The sequence below is a fragment of the Pinirhizobacter soli genome (assembly GCF_015905305.1).
In the GTDB taxonomy this organism is placed as follows: Bacteria; Pseudomonadota; Gammaproteobacteria; order Xanthomonadales; family Rhodanobacteraceae; genus Pinirhizobacter; species Pinirhizobacter soli.
The window spans coordinates 1376092-1388264 of sequence record NZ_JADZLQ010000001.1 but is presented as its reverse complement, the minus strand read 5'-3'; the positions used below and the strand labels follow the sequence as shown (position 1 = coordinate 1388264).

Annotated in this window: 12 protein-coding genes; 5 read left to right on the top strand and 7 right to left on the bottom strand. The window is 64.8% G+C overall.

Annotation, left to right across the window (positions count from 1 at the left end):
- Positions 1-68: 68 nt before the first annotated feature.
- Positions 69-1805: a glucose-6-phosphate dehydrogenase gene (gene zwf / locus NDK18_RS05975; protein ID WP_250627656.1), complete on the top strand. Its 1737-nt coding sequence runs from the start codon at positions 69-71 to the stop codon at positions 1803-1805.
- Positions 1806-1870: 65 nt separating this feature from the next.
- Here zwf and NDK18_RS05970 read toward each other — a convergent pair whose 3' ends face one another.
- The 7 genes from NDK18_RS05970 to NDK18_RS05940 form a co-directional block, all read right to left on the bottom strand.
- Positions 1871-2569, bottom strand: coding sequence for a TetR/AcrR family transcriptional regulator (locus tag NDK18_RS05970; RefSeq protein ID WP_250627314.1), 699 nt, complete (start codon positions 2567-2569; stop codon positions 1871-1873).
- 517 nt (positions 2570-3086) lie between these two features.
- The gene (locus NDK18_RS05965) at positions 3087-4463 is read right to left on the bottom strand and encodes an acetate kinase (RefSeq protein ID WP_250625226.1); all 1377 of its coding nucleotides are present in this window, start codon (positions 4461-4463) and stop codon (positions 3087-3089) included.
- Positions 4464-4503: 40 nt separating this feature from the next.
- Complete coding sequence (locus tag NDK18_RS05960) at positions 4504-5211, bottom strand: hypothetical protein (RefSeq protein WP_250627313.1); 708 nt, start codon at positions 5209-5211, stop codon at positions 4504-4506.
- A gap of 10 nt (positions 5212-5221) precedes the next feature.
- A complete protein-coding gene (locus NDK18_RS05955) occupies positions 5222-5899 on the bottom strand; it encodes a C39 family peptidase (RefSeq protein ID WP_250625228.1) in 678 nt (225 codons plus the stop codon).
- A complete protein-coding gene (locus tag NDK18_RS05950; protein ID WP_250625229.1) occupies positions 5896-6228 on the bottom strand; it encodes a hypothetical protein in 333 nt (110 codons plus the stop codon). Before NDK18_RS05950 ends, NDK18_RS05955 begins: the two co-directional genes overlap by 4 nt.
- Before the next feature lie 68 nt (positions 6229-6296).
- Positions 6297-7304: a hypothetical protein gene (locus NDK18_RS05945; protein ID WP_250625230.1), complete on the bottom strand. Its 1008-nt coding sequence runs from the start codon at positions 7302-7304 to the stop codon at positions 6297-6299.
- Between the two features lie 344 nt (positions 7305-7648).
- A complete protein-coding gene (locus tag NDK18_RS05940; RefSeq protein WP_250627312.1) occupies positions 7649-8263 on the bottom strand; it encodes a hypothetical protein in 615 nt (204 codons plus the stop codon).
- A gap of 87 nt (positions 8264-8350) precedes the next feature.
- On the opposite strand from NDK18_RS05940, the gene NDK18_RS05935 reads away from it, so the two are divergent.
- From NDK18_RS05935 to NDK18_RS05920, 4 genes are all read left to right on the top strand, one after another.
- Positions 8351-8824 carry a hypothetical protein gene (locus NDK18_RS05935; protein WP_250627311.1) on the top strand — a complete coding sequence of 158 codons (474 nt, stop codon included), beginning with the start codon at positions 8351-8353 and terminating at the stop codon, positions 8822-8824.
- A gap of 48 nt (positions 8825-8872) precedes the next feature.
- Positions 8873-9250 (top strand): tautomerase family protein, encoded by a 378-nt coding sequence (locus NDK18_RS05930; protein WP_250625233.1) that lies wholly within the window; start codon positions 8873-8875, stop codon positions 9248-9250.
- Positions 9251-9351: 101 nt separating this feature from the next.
- Complete coding sequence (locus tag NDK18_RS05925; protein ID WP_250627310.1) at positions 9352-10974, top strand: RNA polymerase sigma factor; 1623 nt, start codon at positions 9352-9354, stop codon at positions 10972-10974.
- A gap of 1 nt (position 10975) precedes the next feature.
- A complete protein-coding gene (locus tag NDK18_RS05920; protein ID WP_250627309.1) occupies positions 10976-12166 on the top strand; it encodes an acyltransferase family protein in 1191 nt (396 codons plus the stop codon).
- The last annotated feature ends 7 nt before the right edge of the window (positions 12167-12173 follow it).

Here is a 12173-nt window from a genome sequence, read left to right as displayed (position 1 = left end):
TGCCCAAAGATGCAACCACTTCGCGGGCCGGCGATGCCGGCCGGCCGCCGCAGGCCAATCCATGCGCCATGGTGATCTTCGGGGCCAGCGGCGACCTTACCTCGCGGCTGGTCGTGCCCGCGCTGTACAACATGCGGCGCAGTGGCCTGCTGCCCGATGACTTCGCGCTGATCGGGGTCAACCATGGCAGCGACTCAGACGTCATCTGGAAGCGCAACCTGCGCCGTTCGATGGATAGCTTCGTGGCCAATTCCTCCAGCGAGGAGCAACTGGCCAGAGTCGACGAGGAAGCATGGACCTGGCTCACCCAGCGCATGTCGCTGGTGCTGGGCGAGTTCGACGAAACGGCTACCTATAGCCGCCTGGGCAAGACGCTGGAAACCATCGCCGGCCGCTTCGGCACCCAGGGCAACGTGCTGTTCTACCTGGCCACGCCAGAGCGGTTCTTCGGCCCCGTCATCGACATGCTCCATGGTGCAAAACTTACCCAGGAGAACGTCAACGGAGCCGGCTGGCGCCGCGTGGTGATCGAGAAGCCCTTCGGGCACGACCTGCCGTCGGCACAGGCCCTGAACGCGCGGATTCTAAAGTCCCTGAACGAGGAACAGGTCTATCGCATCGATCATTTCCTTGGCAAGGAAACGGTCCAGAACATCCTGGCCTTCCGTTTCGCCAACGGGCTTTTCGAACCCATCTGGCATCGCGACCGCATCGACCATGTGCAGATCACCGTGGCCGAAACCGTGGGCGCGGAAGCCCGGGGTTCCTTCTACGAACAAACAGGTTGCCTGCGAGACATGGTGCCCAACCACCTGTTCCAGTTGGTGGCGATGGTGGCCATGGAACCGCCGTCGTCGTTCGCCGCCGAGGCGGTGCGTACACGCAAGGCCGAGGCCATCGAGGCTATCCGGCCGGTGAGCGTGGAGGACGCTGTCCGCGGCCAGTACGGCCCCGGTGCCGTCAATGGTGACCTGGCCCGTCCCTACCGGGACGAGCCCGACGTAGCGCCGGATTCGCCGACGGAAACCTATGTGGCGATGAAACTCTCCGTCGACACCTGGCGCTGGGCTGGCGTGCCGTTCTACCTGCGAACGGGCAAGCACCTGGCACGCCGCACCACCGAGATCGCGATCCGCTTCAAGTCCGCCCCGTTCGCGCCGTTCCGCGGCACCAACATGGACGCCTTCGGGCCGGACTGGCTGGTGCTGCAGATCCAGCCGAACGAGGGCATCTCGCTGCAATTCGACGTCAAGCGACCGGGGCCGAAGATGGAACTGGCCCCGGTGCGCATGGACTTCAACTATGCCGACTGGTTTCCCCGCCAGGCCAACGTGGGTTACGAAACGCTGCTGTACGACGTCATGACGGGCGACGCCACGCTGTTCCAGCGCGCCGACATGGTGGAAGCCTCCTGGCGCGCGGTGCAGCCGCTCCTGGAGGCCTGGGCCAGCCGCACACCGTCGGAATTCCCCAACTATGCGTCGGGCAGTGCGGGCCCCGCGGCAGCCGACACCCTGCTGGCCTTGAGCGGCGGCCATACCTGGCGCCCGGTGGCGGCGCAGAAGACCCGTGCCCCTAAGCCACCAGTGCTCAAACCCAAGCCGAAGGTCGATAAATCCGCCCAGCGGCGCGCCGCGGCGAAGAAAAAGCCGTCAGGCCCCTCGTCGGCGCCGTTGCCCGCACTCAAGCAGGCCACCACCCGTTCGGCGAAGGCGAAGAAATCGGCGCAGAAGAAAGCCGTCCGGAAGGTTGCCAGCAGCAAGTCGGCGAAGAAAGCGGCCACGCCGCGCGGCCGCGGTAGGTAGTTGCATCTGCAACGGATGTTCCGGCCGCCTGGGTACGTGCCCCGGCGGCCGGAACGGGTGGGTGTTCAACCGGCGCGTAGGCCGCCGATCAGCAGGTCGCCGACGTAGTTGCGATAACGCCGCGCTGCGGTGGCCTGGTCGAGCTTCCCTTGCGTTGCCATGTTCAGCACGGTACCTCCCGTGGCCGCGAATTCGGCCAGGCCCAGCATCGAGGCGAACAGGAAGGGCAGGTTGGTGGCCTTCAGTTCGCCGGCGCGAACGCCCTCGTTGACCACCTGGCGAAGGTCTCCGATGGCCTCGAGCACCAGCTTGCGCAGCAGCTTGTCGCCCGCATGCGAGGGGCTATCGGAGAGTTCCTCGACGAACAATCGCTGGAAGAAGGGATACTCCCCGATCAGATCGAAGATGGCGTTGATTCTTGCCCGTACCCGCGCGTCGGCCGTCGTGCCCCGGCTGGTGGCGGCCTTGGCCAGGCTGCGACTGAATGCCGCAGTGATGCGTTCGGTGGCGGCCTCAAGCAACGAGGATCGATCGTTGAAGTAATAGCGGATCAGCGACGGATCGACGTTGGCGCGGCGCGCCACTTCGGCCCGGGTGATGAGGTTGGGGGGCAGCTCGCGCAGAAGCTGACAGGTGGTTTCGATCAGGCCCTCACGGCCGATGGATTCGGCGTCGGCAGCGGGACGGCCAATGCTGCGGCGGCGTGTCGGTTTGGCCTGGATGGTGGCCTGGCGTCGCGTCGACGCCTTGAAGTTGCTTGCCATGGAACATCTCCTTGTTCATGTTTTCCTGCGACGGGAATCTCGTCGCACGTTTACGAATTCCGTTCCTTCGACCTCCGTTGCTTTCGGATCGCCTGTAAGGATTATGCCGCGAGTCCGGCCTCCGGGATTTCCCAATCATGCAGGGATATTCCCCCTCGTTGTGTAGTCCTTCGCCGATGCCAGTGTCCTCCTAGTCCTTCATCCTTGCTTACTAAAATCGCAGGCAAAAAAAACCCCGCGAGCCAGGGGAGGGGCTGGCGGGGCTTTGTTAGCCGGCGACCTTAGGGGAAAGGTGGGCCGACCCCTGGCAGGGCCCCGTAGGGTTACCTGCCGCTTACCGCCATCACGACGGTCTGAGAACTTTGATCCTCGAAAAGGGAAATGGTTCCCCATCGAGATATTTCAAGTCCGCTTCGTTTGCTCACCATTCATCGGAGAGCCAACGATCACAATCATACGACCTGGATCGTGAATTCACTGCAACGCCAGGCGTTAACAGGTCGTTTGGACGGCCCTATCAATAGGCGAAAGGCACCCTCACCGTGAGGTTGGCGTCGGGGGTGTCGCGGGTCACGCCCACGCCCAGGGTGACGTTGAGGGTGCGCTTGTCGTTGAAACGGTAGGACCCGCCGATCAGCAGCGTGCCGAGCACCGTGCGTACCGAACCGGGCAGGCGCTTGCCATTCTGCGTGGTGGCGGCCACCAGCGCCTGGTCGTAGCCAATGCTCATCGACATTTTCTCGTTCAGGGCCAGGCCCATCCCCAGGCTTACGTCGACGATGTTGCCGGCATGGATATCGCCCAGCTCCTGCTTGCCGGCGGCGAGCACCGTGCGGCTGACATTGTTGCGGGTGAAGTTATAGAGATAGCTGATATTGCCGAACAGCACGATCGGGTCGGAGGGGAACAGCCAGGTCACACCCGGTTGCACCGACCAGAAGCCCGAGCCTCGCGGCAGTTCCAGTGGCAGGCCGGTACCGGTGGCATTCTCCACACAGCGGGTGACACAGTCGGTGACCACCTCGAAGGGATCCTTGCCCGTGCGCGACTTCACCCGCAGCCAGCCGACGTAGTAGGCCTTGTCCGCCCCGCCATCATTGAGCTGGTAGCGGGCGGTGGCCTCGATATCGCCGATGCCCTTGCCGTTGGCGCCGAAGGCATTGTCCTGCGCGGTGCCGGTGAAGATCTCGCGGCTGATGGTGTCGGTATGCGAATCGACGTACGGCACCCGCAATTCCAGTTCCAGCCGGTTGGTAAGGCCGTAGCGCACGGCTAGCCCCGCTGTCTGCGTGGTGGTCTTGACCTGGCGTACGTCGATCAGGCCGATCAGGATCGCCGGGATGATGGTGTAGCCCACCAGCGCCACGCGGTCGGCCGACGAATAGCCGAACTGATAGGACGGCTCCAGGATGAACCGGCCCTTGGGCGTGAGCACGCCGGGCTGGTCGAAGATGGGTGCCACTTCAGGCGGACGTTCCTGGGTTTCCGGCGCACGCCCAACCTGGCGCGTGTTTTGTACCACTGGAGCCCCGGCCGATGCCGCGGCCTGCTCGTCGGCCGCCGAGACCTGGCGGTTGCGCGGGGCGGTGACGGTGACGGTGGTCGTGGGTAAACCGACCGCTGCCCGCAGGGCTTGCAAGTCGGCCTCTTGCTTGGCCAATTGCCTGCGCATGTCGTCCAGCTGCTCGGCTTGCGCTGCGATGCGCTGGCGCGTGGCTTCGATCTCTTCGCCCTGCGCCACGACCTTCTGGCGCACGACTTCACTCACCGGCGCTGCCGGCGAGCTGGGGGCGGCGTTACCGGCGGGTGCTTGCTGCGCGCCCGCCCCGCCGCCGGCCACGGCAAGCCCCAGGCTTGCCGCGAACACGGTTTTCCTTGTCCTGGAAAGCGCCATCTCCCCCTCCCGGTGGTGGTCGTTTCATCGTTCGCTGCCTTCAGCGCGACCGGATCAGCGCGTCTTGCAGCCCTGCCTGGAAATTGATGCTGTGGAACGTGCTCAGCGAGTTGACGGTGGTGGTCAGCGTGGTCGAGCCCTGGATGGTCTGGTTGTCGAGCGAGTTCTGGATCACGGTGGCGCTGTTGCCGATGGCCTGGGTGGCCGCGGCGACGGCTGGCGCGGCTATCGCGGCGGTCGCCACGCTGTCGGGCGTGGTCGCCTTGGCCGGCGCCTGGCCCTTGGATGGAGCGGTCGTGGACGACAGCGTGCTTTCCGGTGCCTCACCACTGCTCGGCGATGCACTGACGGTGGAGGAAGCCTGCCCCTGCGTGGTCGTGGTGGTGCTGCCGGACGGCGGAGCCACGATGGGTGCCGTTAGCGCGTTGCCCGGGCCGTTCTGCACGAACTGGGCGCGAGTGGCGGCTTCAAGCGCCTGGGCCTGGTCTTTCGTCATCTTGGCGATGTCCGGGATCTGCACATTGGCGATCGTGGTGGTGACGCCGTTGATGGTCACCGTGCGATCGAAACCAAACGAGGCCATCAGGCCGTTGCCGATGTCGAAGCCTCCGCGCGCCTGGGCCAGCCTTGCATCGCTCACCGGGGTCCAGCGATCGATGCCGCCCCAGCGGTCGGCGGCGCGGACTTGCGTGGGAACCGCTGCAATGGCGAGCGGGATGGCGAGAGCGAGGCAAAGGCGTGTGTTCATGATCGGATACTCAGATGTCACCCGGCCCGCGCTTGGGCAGGGTGATGGTGTCCAGGCCGCGGCGGTCGATGCCGCTGGCCAGCGGCGCCATGGGCGATGTACGCCAGTCGACGGGATTGTTGAAGACGGCGAGGTCCCGGCGGTTGTGGATGACGAAGAGCAACCGGCTCTTCCACATATCCTCGAAGCGTGCGCGCGACATGGAATGCGTACCCGTTGCCGGATCGCCCACCAGCACGCGGCCGTCGGACACGCCCTTGATCACCACGAAGTGGTGGTAGCCGCGGTTGTCGATCAGCGCGATGGCCGGAAGGCCTTCGGAAACGAGCTTGTCCAGCGGTACCTCGAAGCCGTCGGCCTCGAAGCCGAGTTGCCTGAGGAACAGCTTGATGTCCAGCAGCGAGAACCCTTCGCGGTTGATCTTCGCGCGGTCACCGTTGTTGTACATCTCGGCGAAAGCGGTTTTTTCGTCCACCGGGTAGCCGTACTGGTAGGTCAGCAAGGTGGCCACCGCGGCAGAGCCGCAGGAGAAGTCGTACTGCTGGCGGATGGTCTGGCGGAAGCGGGCTTCCTTCAGGCTGGTCACGGCCAGCCGGTAGGTAATGCCTTGGGCACCGGGCACATCGATAGCCTGGGCGGATCCCGCCAGGGCCAGCGCGACGAGACACCAGGCCGCGTGTTTCTTCATGGTTGGAATTGCACGTTGACGATGGTGGCGTTCTGGATCAGCACGTTGTTGCCGCTGTTCTGGATCACCATCGGGATGCCGGCGGTGCTTTCGAAGGCGCTGCCGGAAATCGAGTTGCTGCCGGTGATGGCTCGGTCGACGCTGTTGTCGCCCACGGTGCCCGATAGTTGCTGCCGGCTGATGATGTCGGCGCCGCCACTGGCGGCGGCAAGCTTGCTGTCGTCCACGCTCTTTCCCAGGTCGACGTTGGCCGTCGGCGGTGGACTGCCCGCGTGGCACAGCCCGCACATCGCAAGTGCGGCGATGGCAAGGGTGGATTTGACTGGCATGGAGTTCTCCTTAACGCAGACGGGAAACCACGGGGCGTCCGGGGGCGCCCCGTGGCAAGCTTCTTGGCTTACTGCCCGCCAACGTTGAGGTTGGCTTGCACGTTCACGCTCTGCTGGATCAGCGACGCCATGCCGCTGTTCTGCGCGATCACGGTGACACCAGCTGCTGCCGATGCCGCACCGGTCATGGTGTTGGAGGCGTTGAAGGTACCTGCCGACACCGAGTTCGTGCCGCCAGCGCCGCCGTTGCCAGCCGCACCGCCTGAGCCCGCACCACCGGTGTTCGAGCCGCCGGCACCGCCGGCACCGCCCGCACCGCCGCTGGCCAGCGAATCGCCGGACGTACCGCCCGTGCTGGTCGCTGAGCCGCTGGTGCCCGTGCCGTCACCGGATGTACCACCGGTGGCCGACCAGGTGCCCGTTCCGCCCGTGGGCGAACCGGAGTTATCGCCAGCACCGCGTTCACGCGTCCTGATGTGTGTTGCGTTCGAGCCGTTGCTCTCGCTGCCACCGGCAAGGCTGGCACCGCCCGCATCGCCACTGTCCGCACCCGAACCACCGGCATGACTACCGTTGGCACGTGCCCGACCACCGTTGCCGCCGTCACCACCGCGTGCGCCGGCCGCTATGCCGCCCAGCCCCGCGCCGCCGTCACCACCTTTGCCACCGTTCGCGTTGCCCCAGTTGCTGGCGACATTGCCGATGTCATGGATGCGGATGTCGGTGACTTCGCCACTCAAGCTGCTGGTGGCGATCGCGTTTGACGTATTGAATGCGTCCGAAGCATTCGAGGTGGCGGTACCACCGTTGTTGGCCGAGGCTGCGCCAAGGCCGCTGGCCGATGCGTGGCCGTCGTTGTTGCGGTTATCGCCCGTCGACGAATTGGAGTCGTCGCGCAGATGCGTGCTGGAGTTGTTGTTGTGGTTGCTCGAGCTGTCGTTGCCCGAGTCCTGTATCGCCAACGAATGGCGCTGCGCACTGGCACCGGCGCCGCCCGTCAGGGTGTCGTCGGCCAGGGCCGGCAGGGTGAAGCCGATGCCAACGACGATAGCCGTGGCGAGGAGAGTCTTGCGCATGATGAAACCTCCGGAGAATGTAGCGGATGCGAACCCCCTGTTCTCGACGGTCACCGAACGCAAGGCAACCGCTGACGGAAGCAAAAGGAGCAACAACCGTGCCCGTGCCCGGAGATCGCCCGGATGATTTAAAAAATAATTTATAAGTCAATGACATACGTGATGGCGTCAGGCGTCATGAAGGCCACCGATGCGACGTTCGGATCATCGAACCGACTCATCGCTGTTACAGATCTTGAGAATGCGGCTCAAGCATCCACGAGAATTTCACGCACTGGAAACCCATCGGCAAGCCAGGCGCGGCACTTTGTGTGAAAACGCCAGCGATGGGTGTATCAGTTGCGTTACAGCAGCAGGCCGTCGCGACCAAGCACGCGTTGCGCGCACCAGTCCACCAACACCAGGCCCCACGCCTGCGGCAACAGGTTGAGTGCGCTGAACAAGGCTGCATCGTCAGCCGAGTCGCCAGGTAGCAGTCCCAGCACCGGCACATGATGCGCCGTGACGTAGCCATATAGCGTGGCCTGTGGATGCACGGGGAAACTGAAGCCGCCTCTTAGCCGTCCGGCTACGCCTTGCCTGGCGAACAGGGTGGGCGCGACACCGGCGGGTAGTTTCAGCGTCCTTTCCAGCAAACGCAGTGGTTCAGGGCCCGCCAGCACCACGCCTCGCTGCAACCGCCTCGGATGCGGCGTGGACCATCCACCTTCCACCGCGTTCACGCCCGCCGCGACGCGCACGGCAGCCAGCTGCCGGCGGATCTCGGGCAGCCGGGTGGCGGGAAGCAGTTCGAACTGGGCCCACTCGTGCTCGTGCATCAGCACGTCGTTGTCGGAGGGCGGATGCGAGACGGCTTCGAGGGGAAGTTCGTCGGCTGCGATGGTCGGCACGCGGAAGGCTGCGTTGGCGTCGCCGCCGATGCCACGCCGTGCGACGAAGGATGCCAGGAATCGTTTCATCGCCAAGCGGTTACCTCCTGCCAGCGTTTGCGCGGCAGGTCGAATGCTAGCCCAATCGGCAGGGCTTCGGTGGTAATCTTCCAGGTCATGAAAACGATGCTGCTGGCTGCTGCAACGGCGTTGGCCCTGGCTGTCCTGCCGGTGTCGGCCGTGCGCGGAAACGAGGCTTCCATGCATCCCGATGCAGCTACCGTATCCAGGCTCATCGACGACACCACGAAGGATTCCAAAGCCCAGGCGCATGCCGTCGAGGCCCTGGTCGGCATGGGCAAGGCCGCCGTGCCGGCCCTCGTGCCGCACCTGGGTGACGGCCGGCCGCTGGCCGAACGATCGATCATCCTGCCCAACCGGCCAGGACACATCCACGATCGCCAGTTCCAGCCCTGGACGGTCCACGACGCGGTAGTCGTGCTGCTGCGCGAGATCGCTCCCCAGGGGCCTGCCATCGGCAGCCACAACCTGCACACGGTGGATCCGGGCCAGCGCGCCCAGGTGAAGCGCAAGTGGGCGAACTGGTGCGTCGGGCAGTTCCCGGCGCAGGCCGACACCTGCCGCTCGTAAGCTTCGCGCCCGATTAAAATATCCCCACCCCACACTGGAGTTCCTTCCATGCCCCTCGCCCGTATCGAACTTGCCCGTGGCAAGTCCCCCGAACACGTCAAGGCCATCGGCCAGGCCGTCTACGACGCCATGCTTGCCATCGGCGTACCGCAGAACGACCGCTTCCAGGTGATCACCGAACATGACCCGGCCCACCTGGTGTTCGATCGTACTTACCTGGGTATCGAGCGCACGGACGACTTCATCCTTGTGCAGATCACCATGAACGAAGGACGCACGCTGGAATTGAAGAAAAAGCTATACCAGGGCATTGCCGACGGCATCCACGCGTCGACCGGCGTGCGCAAGCAGGATGTCATGATCAATCTGGTGGAAGTGAAGAAGGAAAACTGGTCGTTCGGCAACGGCGAAGCGCAGTACGCCTGACCATCGGCAAAAGGGGAGGGGGCGGGGACATCCTGGGTACGGGAATTTAGTGGCGGTTGTCACCTTTTCCGCCCGGCAGCCACTTATGTCTTGCCATGACCATGATCCTGCCATCCCCAATCGCCACCGACGACGCCAACCTGGTGGCCCAGAGCGTCGCCGGTAGCCACGCGGCCTTTGCCCGTATCGTCTCCCGGTATCAGTCGCTGGTGTGTTCCATCGGCTACAGCGCCACCGGGAATATCAGCCAGAGCGAAGACCTCGCCCAGGAGACCTTCCTGGCGGCGTGGCGGAGCCTGCGCGAACTGCGCGAACCCGAACGTCTTCGCGCGTGGCTGTGCGGCATTGCGCGGAACCTGGCACACGGCAGCCTGCGGCAGGCCGGCCGTGAACCGGCGCATGCAGCCTCGGCACTGGACGATGCCGCCCAGGCCATCGACACCGGTCCCTTGCCGGTGGACAGTGCGATCAGCGACGAAGAACAGACCTTGCTCTGGCGCGCCATCGGCGAAATTCCGCCGATCTATCGCGAGCCCCTGGTGCTGTATTACCGGGAGCACCAATCCGTCGAAGCCGTGGCTGATGCGCTGGACATCAGCCTTGACGCCGCCAGGCAGCGCTTGTCGCGCGGCCGCAAATTGCTGCATGAACATATCGCCGGCTTCGTTGAAGGTGCGCTGGCCCGCAGCGTGCCAAGGGCGGACTTCACCCGCGCGGTGATCGCCGCACTGCCGATCGGCCCGGCGGCCATGGCGACCGCGACGTCCACCGCCACGGCAAAGGCTGGCGCCATGGTCAAGTCCATGAGCCTGGTGTCGACGTTGCAGTGGTTCGCGGGGCCGGCCATCGGTGCCGTGGGCGCTTACTTTGGCGTGAGGGCAAGCCTGGATGCCGCCGTGACGCCACGCGAGCGATCAAGGGTGTGGAGTCAGCTGCGCGTGATCGTGGCGGGCCTGCTGGTATTTATCCCATTGCTGCTGGCCTTTACGTTTGCCGGCGGCTTCTGGCTGCAGCACCCGGTGCTGTTCGCGCTGGCTGGCATAGGCCTGCCGTTGCTGTTCGCAGTGTGGCTTTGCCTGGTCGTGTTGCGCTTTACCCGGGAATTGCGCGTGCTTCGCGCCGCCGAACAACGTGCGCATCCGCAAAGCTTCCTGCCCGAAGCCGGCAAGCCTGCTGCCTTCGCTGAATATCGCAGCGCCTGGACGTTGCTCGGGCTGCCGCTGGTGCATATCCAGTTCGGCACGCCGCCCGTCGATGGTGGTTGGGCCCGCGGCTGGATCGCCGCGGGCGACCGCGCCTTCGGTGTGTTGTTCGCATTCGGTGCGGTGTCGGTAGGCGGCATCAGTGTGGGCGCCGTATCAGTGGGATTGGTGTCGGTGGGCTCGGTAGCCGTGGGCGCGGTTGCGGCTGGCACGCTCGGCGTCGGTGTGCTTGGATTTGGCGCGATGGCCATCGGCAAGTTCGCCATGGGCGCTTACGCCGTGGGCTGGACTGCCGCAGCCGGGGCCATCGCCGTGGCCCACGACTACGCCTGGGGCGAACACGCAGTCGCCTGGCATGCCAACGATCTGCAGGCCGGCGCTTTCATGCTTCGACATCACGCGCAGGAGGCCTTCACCGGCCTGCTTGCGTTGACGGCAGCCCTCGTCGTGCTGCCTTCGCTGGCCTATGCAGCCTTGCTGCGGCGTCGCCGGCGCATTTCAAAACCACCTACGGGGAACTGACATGTCCGTTACTGGCAACACCGCGCCGCGTTTCACGGCGCTAGGGTACCTGCGCGCCTTCATCACACTACTGGTGGTGGCCCACCATGCAGTATTGGCCTATCACCCCTACGCACCGCCGCCCACGGCGATGGATGCTCCGAGTTGGTTGTGGACGGCCTTTCCCGTGGTCGACGCGCATCGCTTCGCTGGCGTGGATCTTTTCGTGGGCTTCAACGATGCCTTCTTCATGGCGTTGATGTTCCTGTTGTCGGGCTTGTTTGCCTGGCCTTCGCTGCGACGGAAGGCAGCGGTGCCTTACGTGCGAGGCCGCTTGTTGCGCCTGGGTGCGCCTTTCCTCTGGGCGGCCGCGCTGGTTGCACCGCTGGCGTACTACCCGACTTACCTGCAAGGCGGTGGGGAAGGTGTAGCGGGATTTGTCCATGCATGGCTAAGCCTGGGAGCATGGCCGGCGGGGCCGGCATGGTTCCTTTGGGTACTGCTTGTTTTTGATGCGATTGCAGCGCTGGTGTATCGCCTTGCGCCCAATGCTCCGGACGTGATCGGCCAATGGTTGTCATCGCGTGCGCCGCTGGCCTGCTTTGGTGTGTTCGCGCTGGTAGCCTCGATCGCCTACGTGGCCCTGGCCTTGGCGGTCGATCCGTTCCAGTGGGCGCACGCTGGCCCGTTCTTCGTACAGACCTCGCGCGTGTTGTTGTATGCCTGCTACTTCGCCGTGGGCGTAGTGCTGGGCGCCTCCGGCGTGGCGAATGGATTGCTCGCAGAAGGCGGCCGATTGGCGCGGCGCTGGATCGGGTGGACGGTGGCGACGCCGGTGGCATACCTGGTGCTGGTGGTGGCGTTCGTGATGGTGGTGTCCAACCCGCATCCTTCACGGGCGCTGGTGGTGTTCACCGATGTGGCCTTCGTGGTGTCAGGCCTGGTTTCGTCGTTCGCGGCATTGGCGATCTTCCTGCGCTTCGCCACGCGTCCGGTCCGGATGTTCGACTCGCTCAGCCGCGATGCGTTCGGCATTTACCTACTGCACTATCCATTCGTTACATGGCTGCAGTTCGCCTTGCTCGGGTTGGCGTGGCCGGGTGCGGTGAAGGGCATGCTGGTATTTGTAGGCGCGGTGATGCTTAGTTGGGGAACCGTGGCTGTGTACCGGCGTGTGCGAACTGCGCATGTTCGGATAGCGGCCTACAGCTAGTTCAGCC